Genomic DNA, 17,693 nt, shown 5'->3' with positions numbered 1-17,693 from the left:
GGCTAGTGGTCAATGAGCACGACGCCGCGGATGTTCTTGCCGTCGAGCATGTCCTGGTACCCCTCGTTGATCTGCTCGAGGGTGTAGGTGCGCGTGACCAGCTCGTCGAGCTTGAGGTGACCGCTCTGGTAGAGGCTGATGAGCCGCGGGATGTCGTGGAGGGGGTTGCAGCCGCCGAAGATCGCTCCCTGGATCCGGCGCTGGTAGCCGATGAGCATGCCGGGGTTCTCGTCGATCCAGCCGTTGCCCACCGCGGTGATGGTGACCTGACCGGTCTTGCCGACGACGGCGATCGCGTCGTGGATGACGGCGTCGTGGAGGATCCCGACGGTGATGATGGCGTGGTCGGCGAGCTCGCCCCACGTCGCATCGACCACAAACTCGTGCGCCTCCTCGGCTGTGGCGAAGGCGTGTGTCGCACCGAAGACCATCGCCTGCTCCCGCTTGAACTCCACGGGGTCGACGACCACGATGCGCTGGGCGCCCGCGAGCGCCGCGCCCTGGACGGCGTTGCTGCCGACGCCGCCGGCGCCGTACACGACCACGGTCTCGCCCGCGCGGACGCCCGCGGCGTGCACCGCCGTCCCCCAGCCCGTCGGCACCGCGCAGCCCACGAGCGCGGCGACCTCGAAGGGGACGTCCTTCGGGATCGGGATGACCGAGTACTCGGAGACCACGGAGTACTGCGAGAAGGTGCCGAGCACGCAGAGCCCCCCGAAGTCGACGCCGTCCTGATGGAAGCGGAAGGTGCCGTCCGAGAACTCGCCGGTCGCGGCGTTCTTGCCCTCGTCGCAGAGGTTCTGCCGCCCCGTGGAGCAGTAGCGGCACTTGCCGCAGGCGGGGATGAAGGAGCAGACGACGTGATCGCCGACCTGCACCCGGGTCACGCCCGCGCCGATGGCGTCGATGATGCCGGCGCCCTCGTGCCCGCCCACCACCGGCATCCGCATCGGCGCGTCGCCCTTCTGGATGTGGTCGTCTGAGTGGCACATGCCCGCCGCGTAGAACTTGATGCGCACCTCGTTGGCGCGGGGCTCGTCGAGCTCCAGCTCGGTGAGCTCCCACGGGGTGCCCGGCGCCCGGCAGACGACCGCGCGCGTGGTCATGCCGCCGCGCGCGGGTGCGGCGTCCGTTCCGGTATCGATGACGGTGTCTGTGGAGCGTGTGCTCATGGTGCGCCTTTCCGATCGTGAGTGCGGGGCTGCGACGGCTCCGCCGTTGGAGTCGTCGTCCCGCCGTTCCGGCAGCCGGGCGTCCGGCGTGCTCCCACTCTCGGCCCGGAGCGCGGGTCGGCCCATCGGACTTTCACCGGACGGAAGGAAATTCCTCCGAGCCAGCCCGCCCGGGTTGACTGGCAGCCAACGCCGGCGCGACGGAGGCCCCGCCGCGGCCGCGCACGAGGAGCAGAGGAGACTGAGGATGGTCGAGATCGAGGGCGGGGTCGCCGTCATCACCGGGGGATCCAGCGGGATCGGGCGCGGTATCGCGCGAGCGTTCGCACGGGCGGGGATGCGGGTCGTGGTCCTCGGCCGCGGAGAGGAGCACCTCGCAGAGACGGCTCGCCTCTTTGCCGCGGAGGGGCTTGAGCTCGACGCGCTGCGCGTGGACGTCGTGGACCTCGCGGCGATGCGCGACGCGGCGGCGGAAGTGATGCGGCGCCACGGGCGCGTGGACGTCCTCATCAACAACGCCGGCATCGGCCTGACCGGCCCCGTGACGGAGGCGACGCCCGAGGACTGGGACTGGGTGATCGACGTCAACATCCGCGGCGTCGGCAACGGGATCCAGGCCTTCCTGCCGCTCATCCGCGCCGGCGGCCGCGGCGGGCGGATCGTCAACACCTCGTCGATGGGCGGGCTGGTCCCGGTCGTCGCGGGACTCTATTCCATGACCAAGGCGGCGGTGATCGCACTGTCGGAGGCGATGCACATCGAGCTGCTGCCCGAGGGGATCGCGGTCTCCGCGTACTGCCCGGGCCCCGTGCACAGCAACATCGCGACGGCGGTCGGCAACCGTCCGGAGGCGTACGGCAGCTCCGGCTACGCCGTGCCGTCGCAGGACTTCGCGGAGGCCTCGCGCCGGCAGCCCTACATGAGCGCGGAGGAGGCGGGCGAGCGCGTGCTCGCCGGGATGCGGCGCGGCGACATGTTCATCCTCACGCACCCCGAGTTCCGCGCCGGGCTCGCGGAGCGCCACGCGGCGATCGAGGCCGCCTTCCCCGACGAGCCGATCGACGAGACGCGCGCCGCGGCGATCCCCTTTCTGCTCTCCTCGCCCGTGTACCGCGCGGGATGAGCCGCCCGGCTACAGCAGCCCCGCGTGCCGCCGCTTGAAGTCGACGGTGCGCGGGTCGGGCTGTCCCGGGCGCTCGCAGATCGCCCGGGAGATCCGATGGGCCGCGAGGCGCACCATGTCGAGCAGCGCCTGCGGCCGGTCCTTCCCGGTGAAGTAGATCAGGCCGACGGCGGCGATCGTCTCGCCCATGCCGTTCGTCACGGGCACACCGACGCCGCCGGCGTCGTGGGTGATGAAGCGCTCCGCGATCATCGCCTTCTCCTGCCGGATGCGGGCGACGGTCGCGCGGATCGCGTCGGGATCGACGGGCGTGTGCTCGGTGTACCGCTTCAGCGGCCCGCTGAGGTAGTCCTCGAGGGCGTCCGGTCCGGCGCCGGCGAGGAGCACCAAGCCCGCGGCCGACACGTGCAGCGGAAGCCGACCGCCGATCCGGGCCTCACCCGACCAGTTCGGGTGCGTCCGCAGCGCTTCGAGATAGACGATGTCGCGGTCGTCGCGCACGGCGAGCTGCACGGCCTGGCCCGAGGTGCGGTGGAGCGCGATGAGGTGGGGCAGCGCGTGCTCGCGAATCTCGAGGCCGCGCGTCGAGGAGGACGCGAGCCGCAGGAACTTGCCGCTCAGCCGGTAGCAGCCCTCCTCGTCCTGCTCGAGTCCGCCCCACTCCAGGAGCTCGCGGACGAGACGGTGCGCGGTCGGGAGCGGGAGATCGGCGTACCGGCTGATGTCGGTGAGCCGCAGCGCCCCGCCGCCCCGAAGGAAGGCGTCGAGCAGCGAGAGCATCCGCCCGGCGGCCGTGCGTTTCTTGACGTGCTCATCGGCTGCGATGTCCACTCGACCCCCCGTGGGCCCCGGATGGGGCCGCGTCATCGTCGACACGAAATATCCCTATGCTCAGAGCTACTGTACCGAGGGAACCGGGTGAATGTAAGCCTCGACTCCGGCCGCTTCGCCGGGGGCGGCGGCGCCCGCCGAGAGGAAGCGCTCGGCGTCGATCGCCGCCGAGCATCCGCTGCCCGCGGCGGTGACGGCCTGCCGGTAGTGCCGGTCGACGAGGTCGCCGCAGGCGAAGACCCCGGAGACGCTCGTCCGCGTGGTGGGCGCCGAGACGCGCACGTACCCTTCCGCATCGAGATCCAGCTGGCCGCGCAGCAGTCCGCTGCGCGGCAGGTGGCCGATCGCGACGAAGAGCCCTGCGGCCGCGAGCGTGCGCTCCGCGCCGTCGCGGGTGTCGCGCACCGTGACCGATTCCAGCTGCTCGTCGCCGAGGAGATCCGAGATCTCGCTGTGCCAGAGGAAGGAGATCTTCGGGTCGTCGGCCGCGCGGCGCGCCATGATCCGTGAGGCGCGGAGCTCGCCGCGGCGCACGACGACCGTCACCGATCGCGCGAAGCGCGTGAGGAAGGTCGCCTCCTCCATCGCCGAGTCGCCGCCCCCGACGACCACGACGTCCCGACCGGTGAAGAAGAAGCCGTCGCAGGTCGCGCACCAGGAGACGCCCCGTCCGCTCAGCGCCCGCTCCCGGGCCAGTCCGAGCTCCCGGTGAGCGGCGCCGGTCGCGAGGATCATCGCCGCGGCGCCGTGCGTCTCGCCGCCGGCGGTCCGCACCGACTTCTCCGGCCCCCGCAGCCGGAGCTCCTCGGCATCGTCGAAGAGCACCCGGGCGCCGAAGCGCTCCGCCTGCCTGCGCAGATCCTCCATGAGCTCCGGCCCCTGGACCCCGGCGGGGAACCCGGGGAAGTTCTCGACCTCGGTGGTGTCCATGAGGGACCCCCCGCTCGACACCGCCCCGGCGACCACGAGCGGTGCGAGACCGGCCCGCGCGGCGTAGATCGCGGCGGTGTATCCGGCGGGGCCCGAGCCCACGATGATGAGCTGCTCGGTCATGCCGCCGCCCCCGCCGACTCGGGTCGGGCGATCGGCGCGAGCGCGTGTCCGCCGCCGTCGACCGTGAGATCCTGCCCGGTCACGTATCCGGCCGACTCGGAGGCGAAGTAGGCCACCGCCGCCGCGATGTCGTCCGGCGTGCCCACGCGGCCGACGGGGATGTGCTCGGCGGCGCGCGCGAGGTGCGCCTCGATATCGAGCTCGGCGTCGAGGCTGAGCACCGCGCGACTCGTACCGACGAGACCGGGGCAGACCGCGTTCGCCGTGATCCCCCACGGTCCCAGGTCCATCGCGAGCGCACGGGTGAGGCCGATGACCCCGGCCTTCGAGGCGGAGTACGCGGAGGAGTGCGCGGCGCCCACCTGGCCCGCGCGGGAGGCGATGTTCACGATGCGGCCGTGGCGCTGCGCGCGCATCGTCGGGATCACGGCGCGGCACATGAGGTAGGTGCCGCGCAGGTTCACGTCGATGCTGCGGTCGAACGCCTCCTGGGGGACGTGCTCGACGTCCTGGCGGTCGAGCCCCTGCGGCGCGCCCGCATTGTTGACGAGCACGTCGATGCGCCCGGCCCGCTCGAGGGCCTCCGCGACGATGCGCTCGACATCGTCCGCATCGGAGATGTCCCCGAGCACCGCGTGGGCCGCGCCCCCGGCCGCCACGAGCTCGTCGACGAGCGACTCCACGCCGCGCCAGCCGGGCGCTGGGGCCGCGCCGAGCACCTCCTGCCGGCGGTTCGGCACGCCGTCCGCGCGCAGATCCGTCACGACGACCGTCATGCCCGAGGCCGACAACCGCCGTGCGATCCCCTGACCCACGCCGTCGATCTTCCCGCAGCCCGTGACGAGCGCCACCCGTCCTGCCATGTCCAGCTCCCTCCGCTTGTCCGACACGGCCACTCTCCGGCACGGGCGATCCGCGGCGGTGCGGGCTTCCGCCCCGCGGAAGCCGGCACCGCCGGAGCGCCGGAGCGGGCGGCGTCCGCGGACACGCGTGCCACTGCACCTTCCGCCAGACGGAAGCCTCGGCCCCCGAGGCGGTCGCCGTGGCGCACAGTGGAGCATCGGGCCCGGAGACCGCCGCGGCCGGCCATCCCTGAAGGAACGCACCATGAACGATCAGCTGGACGCACTGCGCGACACGCTCGCCGCCGACGGATACGGCCTGGAGGTCGAAGCCAGGGAGCGCGGCTTCCTCGTGAAGGTATCCTCGGCCGACGGGGTGTGCGACGACTGCCTCGTGCCGAAGCCCCTGCTCGTGAGCATGCTGCAGCCGGCCCTCGGCGTCGCCGCCGACGGCATCGAGCTCCTCTACCCCGACGAACTCTGAGCCCCGGCTACGCCGCCGTCAGGCGCATGGGCAGCGCCTCGAAGCCGCGGAGCGTGTTGTTCAGGTGGCGGCGCGCCGGGCCGGTCGTCTCAAGCGCGGTCACGCGGTCGAGCAGCGCGTCGAGCACGGAGACGGCCTCGAGCCGCGCGAGGTGCTGCCCCACGCACTGGTGCAGCCCCATGCCGAAGCCGACGTGCCCGGACGGATCGCGATGGAGGTCGAAGGCGTGCGGATCGTGCCAGCGGCGCCAGTCGCGGTTCGCGGCGCCGAGGAACATGAGCACCTTCTCGTCCGCGGGGATCTCGACGCCCGCGAGCTCGACCGGCTGCGTCGTGGTGCGGAAGAACGTCTGCACCGGCGACTCCAGTCGCACGGCCTCCTCGAACACCCGCGGCAGCAGCGAGCGGTCCGCGCGCAGCCGCCGCCAGTCCTCCGGGCGATCCGCGAGCGCGTGCAGCACGGACGCGATGCCGGTGACGGTGGTGTCCACCCCCGCCGTGAGCAGCGAGCGGACCACGAAGGGCGCCTGCTCGGCGGTGATCTCACCGCGGTCGGCGGCCTCCCAGATCTGCTGCCCGATGCCGCCGGGCGCCAGGTTCTCGCGCCGGCACTGCGCGTCGATCCACGCCATCGTCGGGCCGATGCCGGCCTGCCCCTCCTCGACCAGGCGGTTGCGCGGACCGAAGGCGTTGAACGCGAAGTCGCCGTAGGGGAGCAGGTGCTCGCGCCCGGAGTCGCCGAGGCCGATCGCATCGGGGAAGACGCGGAGCGGGAAGACCTCGGCGAGGTCGGTCACGGCGTCGAAGTCGCGACCGCGCGCGAGCATCTCGTCGACGACCCTGGCCGCGTCCGCCCGCCAACCCGCCTCGAGGGCGCGCAGCCGCCGCGGCGAGAGCAGCTTCACGAGCACCGAGCGCGGGGCGTCGTGCCGCGGCGGGTCCGCCTCGAGCAGCACGCTCGGCGGGCGCCACGGCGGCTCCTTGCGGAAGTTCGAGAGCCCGACGCCGGCGGCCGACTGCAGTCCCTGCCAATCCGTGAGCGCGCGGTGCACCTCGGCGTAGCGGGCGACGGCGTAGACGCCGTAGGGCTCGAGGTAGGTGACCGGCGCCGCCTCGCGCAGCCGCTCGTGGAACGGGAACGGGTCCGCGAGGAACGCGTCGCTGAAGGGGTCGATGTCGAGCCTCGGCACCTCGGTGCGCGGCCCGATCGTGGCGGTCGATGCGGTCATGGCGTTCTCCTTCGGGTGGTCACAGGTCGAGGACGAGGCGGGCCGCGCGACTGCGCGAGACGCACGGGAACATGCAGTCGCCGCGGGCGCGCTCGGCATCGTCGAGCAGGGAGTCGCGGTGGTCGGGATCGCCCGCGAGCACTCCGGTCTCGCACGTGCCGCACACGCCCTGGGCGCACGAGGTGATGACGTCGACGCCGACGCGCCGCAGGGCGTCCACGACGCTCTCGCCGGCGTCGACGGTGGCGGTCGCGCCGCTGTGGGCGGCGACCACCTCGAAGGCGCTCGGGCTCGCGCCGGCTGAGACCTGCGCGGTGAAGCGCTCCACCCGGGGCGCGAGACCGCCCGGCGGCGCGCCCCACGCCTCCACGGCGTCGAGGAGCCGGTTCGGACCGCAGGCGAAGACGCGCACGGCGGGGTCGGCGGGGCGCCAGGCGTCGAGGTCGGCGCGGCCGAGCTCGTCGGCGGCATGCACCGCGACGCGATCCTCCGCGCCGCCGAGCTCCGCGAGCTCCGCGAGCCCCGCGAGGCGCCGCGCACTGCGGCCGAGGTAGAGGAGCCGCCACGGCTGCTGCAGGCGCCTCGCCTGATCGATCATCGGCAGCAGCGGCGTGATCCCGATCCCCCCGGCCACGAAGAGGTACTCGGCCGCCGGGGCCATGCGGAAGTGGTTGCGGGGTCCGCCGAAGCCGAGCGCGTCGCCCTCGGCCACCCGATCGTGGATCGCGACGGAGCCGCCGCGCCCGTCGGCCTCGCGCTGCACCATGATCCGGTACTCCGCGGGCCGCCAGCGGTCTCCGCACAGCGAGTACTGCCGCACAAGGCCGGCGTCCGCGCCGTCGGCGGGCACGACGAGATCGATGTGCGCCCCGGGCGCCCAGTCGGGCAGGCGCGCGCCGTCGGGGCTCACGAGCGTGAGCTCGACGACGCCCTCCGCGACGACCCGCTTGCGCGCCACGCGCAGGGTGCCTGCGCTCGCACGGCGCTCCGTTGCGGCGCTGCGCGCCCGGTCGATGACGGCGTTTCCGCCCCCGAGGTCTCCACCCACACCGGCCTCCTCGCCCGTGTCCGCTGCCCCGGGCTCCGGCCCGGGCGTGATCTGCCCTCAGTGTGCTCGCGGCCGCGACGGGTCGAGGCTAGAATTCCGTTGAACGGAATCGATGAGGATTCACGGCGGTGTCGCCCGCCGCGACGGAGGACGCCATGGCCAGACGCTCGGACGGCGAGTCGGTGCTGCACAAGCATCTCCGCGTGCTCGACGCCTTCGAGCCGCAGCGCCCCGAGCTGACGCTCAGCGAGATCGTCGAGATCACGGGCATCGCGCCGTCCTCGGCGCACCGGCTCGTGAGCGAGCTGCAGCACGAGGGACTGCTCGAGCGCAGCCCGGAGCGCCGCTTCCGCCTCGGCACCCGGCTCTGGGAGTACGCCTCCCGGACCCCGGGAGCGCTGGGGCTCCGGGAGCTCGCGAGGCCCTGGCTCGACGCGGTGCACGTCCGGGTGCGCCAGCACACCCAGCTCGCCGTGCTGCGCGGGATCGAGGTGCTCTTCATCGATCGTCAGTCGACGCGCGACGCCGTCGTGAACGCGACGCTCATCGGCGGGCGGATCCCGCTGCCCCTGAGTTCGAGCGGGATCGTGCTCCTCGCCCACGCGGGGACGGAGCTCGTGGACCGCGTCGTCGCCGCCGGCTGGCCGCACATGACCGAGGACTCCCCGCGGGACGGCGAGGAGCTCAGACGGACCCTGCGCCTCGCGCACGCGCGCGGCTACGCCGTCTGCGACGGCTACATCCACGAGCAGTCCAGGGGCATCGCCGTGCCCGTCATGGGCCGCTACGGCGAGCCGGTCGCCGCGCTCGGCGTCGTCGTCGCGCGCGACGACAGCTCGCCGCTCGGGATCGTGGAGCTGCTGAAGGGCGCCTCGCACGGCATCTCGCAGGCGCTCGCCTCGACCGAGATCGGCATCCAGCCGCTGCTCACGACCTCGCGCGCGTCCCTCGAGTACTTCGCGACGCTCGACGAGCAGGGGGCGGAGCGCCAGAGCATGCACCGCGAGCGACACGTGCCCGGCCCGCGCCCGGAGCGCGAGCCGGATCCCGCGGGGTGAGCCGCGGGATCGGACTCGCCTCTCCCGTTCTCAGACGCGGCGCGCGGCGCGGCGGGCCCCCTCCCCGAGCGCCTCGAGCTTCGCCCAGGCGATCTGCGGGTGGATGCGCCCGCCGAGACCGCAGTCGGTGGCCGCGATGACGCGCTCGGGGCCGACCACTCGCGCGAAGCGCTCGATGCGCTGCGCGACCAGGTCGGGGTGCTCCACGAGATTCGTCGAATGGCCGATCACGCCGGGGACGAGGATGAGGTCGGCGGGGATGAGGTCGGCGTGCTCCTCCCAGACCGCCCACTCGTGCTCGTGACGAGCGTTCGCCGCCTCGAAGGAGATCTGACCGACCTTCGCGCCGAGGACGGTCTTCAGGATGTGCCGGAGCTCGATGTCGGTCGTGTGGGGGCCGTGCCACGAGCCCCAGCACAGGTGCAGGCGGATCTGCTCCTTCGGCAGGCCCGCGATCGCCGCGTTGATGGCGTCGATGCGGATCTGCGTGAAGGCGAGGTAGTCCTCGACGCTCGGCTCGGGGGAGATCTGATCCCAGTTCTCGGCGAGCGAGGGGTCGTCGAGCTGCAGGATCAGCCCGGCGTCCGTGACCGCGCGGTACTCCTCGCGCAGCGCCGCCGTCCAGGCGTCGATGTGCTCCTGCTCGGTGGCGTAGTACGCGTTCTCGATGCGCGCGGCGGAGCCGGGCGCGATCGCGGTGATGAAGCCGCGCTCCCCCGGCTGCAGGGCGGCACGGAGGTTCCGGGTGTCGGCGGCGACGGCGTCCTGGCCCGTGTAGGCGATGGGGCCCGTCGTGGTCGGGAAGGCGGTCGCGTTCGTGCCGACCCCGATCCCGCTCTCCGGATCCTGATAGGCCTCGGCGAAGGCGGTCCAATCGCGCCGATCGGGGAAGGAGGTGAGCCGGACGTCGCCCGGGGCGGAGCGCACCGGTTCCTGCGTGAAGATGTTGCGCTCGGTGATGGTGAGGCCCGAGGTGCGCTGGAAGGAGTAGGTCCACCAGGCGCCGTAATCGAGGGCATTCGACATCGCCTTGCCGAACTCGCCGTCGCCCGGCTGGGTGATGCCGAGCTCGCGCTGGCGCGCCACGACATCGCGCACGGCCTCTGCGACGAGCGCCTCGAACTCGGGAGTGGACTGCAGCGTGAGGCCGTCCTCCGCGAAGCTGCGGGCGGCGTTCGCATCGATGAGCGCCTGCGTACGGGGCAGGCTCCCGGCGGTGGTGGTTTCGATCGTCGTCATACGCAGAAGCCCACCATGCGAGTCCCGCGGCCCGAAATCTCGTGACGCCGCGTGACGCCCTACCCCTTGAGGCCGGGGAAGTCGTCCTCCCGCCACTCGCCAGCGAGACGCTCCCCCGCGGCGTGCGCGGCCTCCTCGCGGCGGCGCAGCTCGACGCGCCGGATCTTCCCCGAGGTGGTCTTCGGGAGCTCGAAGAACTCGACGCGGCGCACGCGCATGTATGGCGGGAGGGCCGTGCGCGCGTGGGCGAGGATCGCTCGGGCCGCGGTCTCCCCTTCCGGGGCGCCGGCCGCGAGGGCGACATAGGCCTTGGTGACGTTCAGCCGCGTGTCGTCCGGTGCGCCGACGACGGCGGCCTCCGCGACGTAGTCGTGCTCGATGAGGGCGCTCTCGACCTCGAACGGGGAGACCTTGAAATCGCTCGATTTGAAGATGTCGTCGGTGCGACCCACGAAGGTGAGCACGCCGCGCGCGTCGCGCTGGGCGACGTCCCCGGTGTGGAAGCGTCCGTCCGCGGTGGCCCGTGCGGTCGCCTCGGGGTCGCCGAAGTAGCCGGGCATGAGGTTCACGGGCCGATCGGGCTCGAGCGGCAGGCAGATCTCGCCCTCGTCGGCCTCCTCGCCGGTGACGGGATCGACGAGCACCGCGTCGACGCCGGGGAGCGGCCGCCCCATCGCGCCCGGCACGATCGGGTCTCCCGGCAGGTTGCCGATGAGCGCGGTCGTCTCGGTCTGGCCGTAGCCGTCGCGGATCTCGAGCCCCCACCACTCGCGGATCCGAGCGATGACCTCGGGGTTCAGCGGCTCTCCGGCGGAGACGAGCTCGCGCAGCGCGCGGGGCTTGCGCTCGAGCCTGGCCTGGATGAGCATGCGCCAGACCGTCGGCGGCGCGCAGAAGGTCGTCACGCCGGCGCGATCGAGCTCGGCGACGAGTGAGGCGGCGTCGAAGCGCGCGGAGTTCACCACGAACACGGTGGCGCCGACGTGCCAGGGGCCGAAGAAGGCCGACCAGGCGTGCTTGGCCCACCCCGGCGCGCTGATGACGAGGTGGACGTCGCCCGGCCGCACGCCCAGCCAGGAGAGCGTGGTGAGGTGACCGAGCGGATAGCTCGTGTGGGAGTGCACCACGATCTTGGGCAGGCTCGTCGTCCCCGAGGTGAAATAGAGCAGTGCCGGATCCTCGCTCCGGGTGACCCGTGCGATGGGGGCGAGCGAGGCGGCGCTCGACTCCTCGTAGCGGATCCAGTCGTAGAGCGCCGCGCGCTGGTCGTCGGTCGCCGCGCCGGGTCCCGCGCCGTCGAAGCCGACGCCCACGCCGCGGTAGTCGCCGGGGACCTCGCGGAACTTCACGGCGTCGGCCGCCTCGGCGAAGACCCAGCGCACGGTGCCGCGCTCGACGCGGTCGACGAGCTCGTGCGCTCCGAGCACGACGGAGGTCGGGAGGATCACGACTCCGATCTTCAGCGCCGCGAGCATGATCTCCCAGAGTTCGACGCGGTTGCCGAGCATGAGCATCGCGACATCGCCGCGCTGCGCACCGATCCCGCGCAGCCAGTTGGCCACCTGATCCGAGCGCTGCTTCAGCTGGGCGAAGCTCCGCGTGAGCTCGGTGCCGTCCTCCTCGGCGATGCGGAGCGCGGTGCCGTCGTTGCCCTCCGCCAGCACGTCGAAGACGTCGTGCGCCCAGTTGAACTCCGGGCCCACGTCGGGCCAGCGGAACTCCGCGCGGGCCCGATCCGGGTCTCCGGCGCGGGCGAGCAGTTCGTCGCGGGCGGCGAAGAAGGCGCGGGATGCTTCGGTCACACTCATGCGTCCATCATCTCGCAGATCGGGCGCGGTTGCCCGCGATGCGGACGGCCGCGCGCGAGTTCCGGTCAGCTGCTGAAGACCGTGTGCAGCGCCGGATCGCCGAGCGCCTCTCGACCGCCCAGGCCGTCGATCTCGAAGAGCACGGCGGTGCCCGCGATCGCGTAGCCGAGGCCCGTGAGCAGCTCCCGTGCGGCGGCGAGCGTGCCGCCCGTGGCGAGCACGTCATCGATGACGAGCACGCGCGTGCCCGCGGGGAAGTCCGCGTGCGCCTCGATCTCCGCGGTGCCGTACTCGAGCGCGTACGCCATGGCCGCCGCGGGCCGCGGGAGCTTGCCCGACTTGCGGATGGGCATGAGCCCCGTGCCGCTCGCGTACGCCGCGGCGCTCGCGAGCAGGAAGCCGCGCGCCTCGAGCCCGGCCACGACGTCGAAGGTGCCGGCGAAGGGCGCGAGCAGCGCGTCGACGGTCGCGCGGAGGGCGTCGCCGTCGGCGAGGAGCGGCGTGATGTCGCGGAACAGGATGCCCGGGCTGGGGTAGTCGGGGATCTCGAGGATCAGCGACTCGGCGCGGGCGAGCGGGGCGGAGGGCTGGGATTCGGGCACGGGCTCCAGGATACCCGTGCGGTTTGCAGGCTTCCCCTCGCGCGCTGGGAACGCCCGAGACCCGCACCGCAGGACCCGCGGTCGGGCAACACGCCCGCGATGCACGCGCGGAGCCGCCTCGATTTCACATTCACCCCGGCCTCGTGTAATGTTCTTCTGGTTGGAAGCAACGTGCGCCCCTAGCTCAGCTGGATAGAGCATCTGACTACGGATCAGAAGGTCGGGGGTTCGAATCCCTCGGGGCGCGCCACCTCACCCCCGGAACGATCGCGAGAACTCGCGGTGGTTCCGGGGGTGTCCTGCGTGTACGGGGCCCCGAGGCGTCCACCGGGTGTCAGCGCGTGAACGACTCGCCCAGCGCGGCGTCCCTGATGAGTTGCTCCGCCGCCCCGACGCTGTCGAGGCTCTTCGAGTAGTACACCTCCCGGGCGAGATGGGTCATGCCCTGTTCGAGCGTACGACGCTCGCCGTGGGAGATGTGCTTCTCCTCCTTGCGTCGCAGAAGATCACGCACCACCTCCGCAAGACTCAATATGCTCCCGGAACGGATCTTCTGCTCGTTCGCCTTGTATCGTCTCGACCAGTTGTCCGACTCCTCGCCCGTCGCGCCGTTCAGCGTCCCGAAGACCTCGTCAACGGCGGCGCCGGTCACGACGCTCCTCAACCCGGACGCGGCGTACTGGTCGAGCGGGATCGTCACAGCGAGCGCGTGCGTGTCGAGCGCTTCCAGGTTCAGACACTCGTGGGTCGCCCCGTCGGGAAACCTGCGGCTCGTGGTGGAGACCACGCGCAATGGCCCGTGCGAGGGGTGGATAAGAACGGTTCCTGGTGCATATGTCATGGGGTCCTTTGGAATCCGGAGCGGAGCGTGGGCGGAGCGCGGTCGGAGCGCGGTCGGAGCGCGGTCGGCGGAATGCAGGCAGATTGCGCGACTCGGAGAGGACGCGGTAGCGAGCGGCGATGGGATCGCCGCCCGGTACCGCGCGACCTACTTGCGGTTGTTCAGCAGCGAAGCGGCGGCCTGGTTCTTCTCCCGCTTGGCTGCCTTCTTCTCCTTCGCGCTCATCGCGGCGGGCTTCTTCGCGGCCTTCTGGCCTTTGTCTTTGGACATCCGTGTGCCCTCAATTCCGGGTATTGGCACCCGAGCCCGACCATAGCCCATCGGGCTGCGGTCTGCGCGACGGATCGGGGCAGTGCTATCCGGCGCGCGTCTCTCCCTCTCGGGGCGGGACGGGATGCTCATCGAGGTCGTCGGCGATTCGCCGGCGAAGCTTCTCAACGCGGGCCGCGGACTCGTCGCGCTGCATCTCCGTCAGCCGCCGTGCGACGGTCGCCGGCGTCGGCGTGTACCTGCCTCCGGCGTGAAGGATCTCCTCGTCCCACTCGGAACGGGTGGGCTGCGTTTCTTCGTTCATGATCGAAGGCTACGTCGCGCACATGTGCCGTTCACAGGAATCTCCGCCTCCTGAAGCAGTCGGGCGCCGCGGTGCCCGCGGCGCTCCTCGTTATTGCCGCTGCGATTCGGCGAAGATCTGCCCGACGGCCTCGCGCTTCTCGGCCTGGAAGCCGTCCTCGGCTCGGCCCAGCGCCCAGTACGCGGAAAGGGAGAGCGCGCGGCGCGCGATCCCCCATTCGTCGTGCAGCAGCACGCGCAGCCCCTGCATCGCGGCGCGCTCGCCGTGCGCGAAGACTTCGGGCACCGTCTCGGGCTTCGGCAGGGCGCGCGCCGCCGCGAGCAGCACCGTGCCGTGGACGGCGTCGCCGGCCGCAGTGCGCCGGTGCAGCCAGCGCAGTTCGATGCCCGAGGGGCGCGCCAGCGCGATCTCGTCCTCCGCACCGTCGACCTCGATGAGCGCGAGGCCCGTCGCCCCGGCCGGCATCGCCTCGAGCGCCGCGGCGATGGCCGGGATCGCCGAGTCATCGCCGAGCAGCAGCCTCGGGATCGCGGCCTCTGCGACCGGCGCGAACTGCCCGCCTGGCCCGGAGAGCGACACCTGATCCCCTGGCTGCGCACCGGCCGCCCAGGGGCCTGCGACGCCGTCGTCGCCGTGCACCACGAAATCGATCGCCATCGTCCCGGCGGCCGCGTCGACCGCGCGGATCGTGTAGGTGCGGCGCACCGGCAGGTCCGCGAGCGGGAGCGCCTCGCGGAGCACCTCGAGGTCGTAAGGCGGCTCGAGACCGAGCTCGGGGCGCGCGAAGAGGAGCTTCACGTACGCGTCGGTCTTCGCGATCCGCTCGGGATCGGCCTCGCCGAGGAACGCGGCGAAGCCCTCCCCACCGAGATGCACGCGCACCAGGTGCGGGGTCAGCCGCTCGGTGCGCACGACCGTGAGCACGTGCTGACTGCCGCCGTGGCGGCGCGCTGGGGTCGCGGATTCGCTCATCCTCCGATCATACGGCGCGGGCATTCCTGTCAAACGTGCGTCACGAAACCGGGAATTCTTCGTGTTAGGTGATACAGGCGCGTATGCTCCACTCCAATGGCCCCCGCACGGGGGTCAAATGCGCGCCCGATTCCGCGGCCGACCCGGCTCGCGGTTATGTTCCTGGAACCCCTTATTCACACCCACATTTGAGGTGCATCGCATCGTCGCGTCAGACGGGCGAGGCGCCTCACCACGATCGAGGAAGTCGAGGCTGCCATGGCATCTGAGGACCACCGGCCAGTCATCCAGCGGAGGCGGTGGTGGGCGGTCGCGCTCATCGCCGTCGTCTCGCTCGTCGTACCGTCGTTCGCGTCCGCCGCGTCGGCGACCCTGCAGACCGGGGACTCGGTCTGGGTCAGTTCGGTGACCCAGGGGTACATCGGAACGAACATCCACGGCGTCTTCCTCGAGACCCCGGAAGACCCCGACAATCCCGGCACCCCCGACTACTGGGCCTATTGCCTCGAGAATCGGATCGAGGTCGGCTCCCGGCACCCCGGAATCATCGGCGACCCGCAGGACTATCTGGGAAGCAACTTCTACGCAACGGATCCCACGGTACCGAATAAGGTCACCTGGGTCCTTGCGCACAGCTACCCGTACCTCTCGCTCGATGAGCTCCGCGCCGCATCGGGCGTGCCGACGCTCTCGGTCAACGATGCGGTCGAGGCGACCCAGTACGCGATCTGGCGCTACACCGACGTCGGCTGGGACGCCCCCTGGGCGTGGGAGACCCCGGACAGCGAAGCGGTGTACTGGTACCTCGTGAACGGTGCGAACGCGAGCGGGGGGCAGCCCATCGGCGAGCCCATCACGGTCTCCATCGACCCGAGCGACGGCGCGTTCTCGGGCGGTGACCTCGCCGGCCCCTACACCGTGAGCACGAACCAGGCGAGCGTGGCGCTCACCGCGTCGAACGGCCTCGCCTTCGTCGACGGTGCCGGCGCCCCGATCGATGCGAGCGCCGTGGTCGACGGGCAGCAGGTCTTCCTCGACCTCCGCGACGTCACCTCGGCCGGTTCCGCGACGATCACCGCGACCGCGACCGGCGCCTCGGGCACCGGCAAGATCATCACGGTCCCGGGCACCCCGGGTGGAACCGCGACGCCGGAGGACCACGCACAGACGATGGTTCTCGCGGTGCCGAGCGATGCCACGACGACCGCGACCGCGACGGCGACCTGGACCGTGCCGTCCATCGGCACGAGCCTCGTCGACGCCGCCGACGGCGACCAGATCGTCGCCTGGAACGGCGGCACCGTCACCGACACCGTCGCCTACGAGAACCTCATTCCCGGCCTGTCCTACACGCTCCAGGGTGAGCTCATGCGGAAGTCCGACGGCTCCGCGACCGGCATCACCGGCACCACGGGCTTCACGCCGACCGCACCCAACGGGCAGGTGACCGTGCAGTTCACGATCCCGGAGGGCTACGCCGGCGAGACCCTCGTCGCCTTCGAACGGCTCTACGAGGGCGGCGAAGCGACGGGCACCCCCGTCGCCACCCACGAGGACATCGAGGACCTGGCGCAGACCGTCGTCGTCGAGAACGCCCCCGTGCCGTCCATCGGCACGAGCCTCGTCGACGCCGCCGACGGCGACCAGATCGTCGCCTGGAACGGCGGCACCGTCACCGACACCGTCGCCTACGAGAACCTCACCCCGGGCCAGGAGTACACCCTCACCGGCGAGCTCATGCGCAAGTCCGACGGCACGGCCACCGGCATCACCGGCACCACCACCTTCACCCCGGGCGAGGCGAACGGGCAAGTCACCGTCGAATTCACGATCCCCGAGGGCTACGCCGGCGAGACCCTCGTCGCCTTCGAACGGCTCTACGAGGGCGGCGAAGCGACGGGCACCCCCGTCGCCACCCACGAGGACATCGAGGACCTGGCGCAGACCGTCGTCGTCGAGAACGCCCCCGCGACGCCGACGCCCGTGATCGGCACGAGCCTTGTGGACGCGTCCGACGGCGACCGGATCGTCGCCTGGAACGGCGGCACCGCCACCGACACCGTCGCCTATCGGAACCTCACCCCCGGCCAGGAGTACACGGTGACGGGCGAACTGATGCGAAATTCCGACGGCTCCGCGACCGGCATTGCCGGCAGCACGACCTTCACGCCGAGCGAGGCGAACGGCGAGATCGACGTGACCTTCACGATCCCCGAGGGCTATGCCGGTGAGAAGCTCGTGGCGTTCGAGTGGCTGTACGCGGGCGACGAGGCGACGGGCACCCCCGTCGCGTCCCACACGGACATCGACGACGCGGCCCAGACCGTCACCGTCGAGAAGCGGCCCGCGACGACCGTCACGACGCCGCCGGCGAGCGGGCCGAAGGGCGCGCTGGCGACGACCGGCTCCTCGACGCCGCCGATGCTGGTCTCCGGTCTCGCGCTCCTCGGCCTGATCGCCGGAGGCGGCGCGCTGCTCCTGGCGCGACGCCGCGCGGTCGCTGCTGAGACGGAGTAGCCGGCACTGACGTCGCCGACCAGCCGCCGACGGGCCCGCCGTCTCCTCCTGGAGACGGCGGGCCCGTCGGCATTGCGGCCCGGCATTCATGCGAACATCGCCGCGCGCATCTCGCCGTCCATCGGACGACTACACTGGGATGCGAGTGGGAAGCGATGGGGGTTGCTTCCGAACTACACGAGGCCGGCGGACTCGAGCGCCATCTTTGGCGCGCCGGCGTTTCCACGCGAACTAAGGGGTAAGTGACGTGCGCAGACTGCGTCGACAGCAGGGAAGATTGCGGAGCGCGGGGAGGTGGCTC

Annotated in this window: 17 protein-coding genes and 1 tRNA gene; 5 read left to right on the top strand and 13 right to left on the bottom strand. The window is 71.9% G+C overall.

The window, feature by feature from the left end:
* Positions 1–2: 2 nt before the first annotated feature.
* Entirely contained in the window at positions 3–1,172 is a 1,170-nt protein-coding gene (locus MUN78_RS00455; protein WP_244728072.1) for an NDMA-dependent alcohol dehydrogenase, read from the bottom strand.
* A gap of 247 nt (positions 1,173–1,419) precedes the next feature.
* On the opposite strand from MUN78_RS00455, the gene MUN78_RS00450 reads away from it, so the two are divergent.
* Entirely contained in the window at positions 1,420–2,295 is an 876-nt protein-coding gene (locus MUN78_RS00450) for an SDR family oxidoreductase (RefSeq protein ID WP_244728071.1), read from the top strand.
* A 9-nt stretch (positions 2,296–2,304) separates the two neighbouring features.
* On the opposite strand, the gene MUN78_RS00445 is transcribed toward MUN78_RS00450, so the two are convergent.
* The 3 genes from MUN78_RS00445 to MUN78_RS00435 form a co-directional block, all read right to left on the bottom strand.
* Positions 2,305–3,126, bottom strand: coding sequence for an IclR family transcriptional regulator (locus MUN78_RS00445; RefSeq protein ID WP_244728069.1), 822 nt, complete (start codon positions 3,124–3,126; stop codon positions 2,305–2,307).
* Positions 3,127–3,192: 66 nt separating this feature from the next.
* Positions 3,193–4,179: a thioredoxin-disulfide reductase gene (trxB, locus tag MUN78_RS00440; protein WP_244728067.1), complete on the bottom strand. Its 987-nt coding sequence runs from the start codon at positions 4,177–4,179 to the stop codon at positions 3,193–3,195.
* Positions 4,176–5,042 carry an SDR family NAD(P)-dependent oxidoreductase gene (locus MUN78_RS00435; RefSeq protein ID WP_244728065.1) on the bottom strand — a complete coding sequence of 289 codons (867 nt, stop codon included), beginning with the start codon at positions 5,040–5,042 and terminating at the stop codon, positions 4,176–4,178. The genes trxB and MUN78_RS00435 overlap by 4 nt, the downstream gene beginning before the upstream one ends.
* Before the next feature lie 244 nt (positions 5,043–5,286).
* Here MUN78_RS00435 and MUN78_RS00430 point away from each other — a divergent pair, with 244 nt between their 5' ends.
* Positions 5,287–5,505: a hypothetical protein gene (locus MUN78_RS00430; RefSeq protein WP_244728063.1), complete on the top strand. Its 219-nt coding sequence runs from the start codon at positions 5,287–5,289 to the stop codon at positions 5,503–5,505.
* 7 nt (positions 5,506–5,512) lie between these two features.
* Here MUN78_RS00430 and MUN78_RS00425 read toward each other — a convergent pair whose 3' ends face one another.
* Together MUN78_RS00425 and MUN78_RS00420 are read right to left on the bottom strand one after the other, a co-directional pair.
* A complete protein-coding gene (locus tag MUN78_RS00425) occupies positions 5,513–6,733 on the bottom strand; it encodes a cytochrome P450 (protein WP_244728061.1) in 1,221 nt (406 codons plus the stop codon).
* 19 nt (positions 6,734–6,752) lie between these two features.
* Positions 6,753–7,781 carry a PDR/VanB family oxidoreductase gene (locus MUN78_RS00420; protein WP_244728059.1) on the bottom strand — a complete coding sequence of 343 codons (1,029 nt, stop codon included), beginning with the start codon at positions 7,779–7,781 and terminating at the stop codon, positions 6,753–6,755.
* A 155-nt stretch (positions 7,782–7,936) separates the two neighbouring features.
* Between MUN78_RS00420 and MUN78_RS00415 the strand changes: the two genes are divergently transcribed.
* The gene (locus MUN78_RS00415) at positions 7,937–8,839 is read left to right on the top strand and encodes an IclR family transcriptional regulator (RefSeq protein WP_244728057.1); all 903 of its coding nucleotides are present in this window, start codon (positions 7,937–7,939) and stop codon (positions 8,837–8,839) included.
* Between the two features lie 30 nt (positions 8,840–8,869).
* Here MUN78_RS00415 and MUN78_RS00410 read toward each other — a convergent pair whose 3' ends face one another.
* From MUN78_RS00410 to MUN78_RS00400, 3 genes are all read right to left on the bottom strand, one after another.
* Complete coding sequence (locus MUN78_RS00410; protein ID WP_244728055.1) at positions 8,870–10,078, bottom strand: cobalamin-independent methionine synthase II family protein; 1,209 nt, start codon at positions 10,076–10,078, stop codon at positions 8,870–8,872.
* Between the two features lie 59 nt (positions 10,079–10,137).
* Positions 10,138–11,886: an AMP-binding protein gene (locus tag MUN78_RS00405; protein WP_283248406.1), complete on the bottom strand. Its 1,749-nt coding sequence runs from the start codon at positions 11,884–11,886 to the stop codon at positions 10,138–10,140.
* Positions 11,887–11,951: 65 nt separating this feature from the next.
* Positions 11,952–12,488, bottom strand: a complete 537-nt coding sequence (locus tag MUN78_RS00400) for an adenine phosphoribosyltransferase (RefSeq protein WP_244728053.1) — start codon at positions 12,486–12,488, stop codon at positions 11,952–11,954.
* A 173-nt stretch (positions 12,489–12,661) separates the two neighbouring features.
* On the opposite strand from MUN78_RS00400, the gene MUN78_RS00395 reads away from it, so the two are divergent.
* Positions 12,662–12,738 (top strand) — tRNA-Arg (locus MUN78_RS00395).
* Between the two features lie 84 nt (positions 12,739–12,822).
* Here the strand turns inward: MUN78_RS00395 and MUN78_RS00390 are convergent.
* From MUN78_RS00390 to MUN78_RS00380, 4 genes are all read right to left on the bottom strand, one after another.
* Positions 12,823–13,275, bottom strand: coding sequence for a CarD family transcriptional regulator (locus MUN78_RS00390; RefSeq protein ID WP_244728052.1), 453 nt, complete (start codon positions 13,273–13,275; stop codon positions 12,823–12,825).
* A gap of 201 nt (positions 13,276–13,476) precedes the next feature.
* Positions 13,477–13,599 carry a hypothetical protein gene (locus MUN78_RS16685; protein WP_255821010.1) on the bottom strand — a complete coding sequence of 41 codons (123 nt, stop codon included), beginning with the start codon at positions 13,597–13,599 and terminating at the stop codon, positions 13,477–13,479.
* Positions 13,600–13,684: 85 nt separating this feature from the next.
* A complete protein-coding gene (locus MUN78_RS00385) occupies positions 13,685–13,903 on the bottom strand; it encodes a hypothetical protein (protein ID WP_244728050.1) in 219 nt (72 codons plus the stop codon).
* Positions 13,904–13,993: 90 nt separating this feature from the next.
* Complete coding sequence (locus MUN78_RS00380; protein ID WP_244728048.1) at positions 13,994–14,875, bottom strand: siderophore-interacting protein; 882 nt, start codon at positions 14,873–14,875, stop codon at positions 13,994–13,996.
* 258 nt (positions 14,876–15,133) lie between these two features.
* Between MUN78_RS00380 and MUN78_RS00375 the strand changes: the two genes are divergently transcribed.
* On the top strand, positions 15,134–17,392 hold the full coding sequence (locus MUN78_RS00375) for a VaFE repeat-containing surface-anchored protein (RefSeq protein ID WP_244728046.1): 2,259 nt from the start codon (positions 15,134–15,136) through the stop codon (positions 17,390–17,392).
* The last annotated feature ends 301 nt before the right edge of the window (positions 17,393–17,693 follow it).

It is taken from the genome of Leucobacter allii, assembly GCF_022919155.1.
GTDB lineage: Bacteria > Actinomycetota > Actinomycetes > Actinomycetales > Microbacteriaceae > Leucobacter > Leucobacter allii.
Note: the sequence above shows the minus strand (reverse complement) of the source record. Positions and strands in the feature narration are given on the sequence as shown.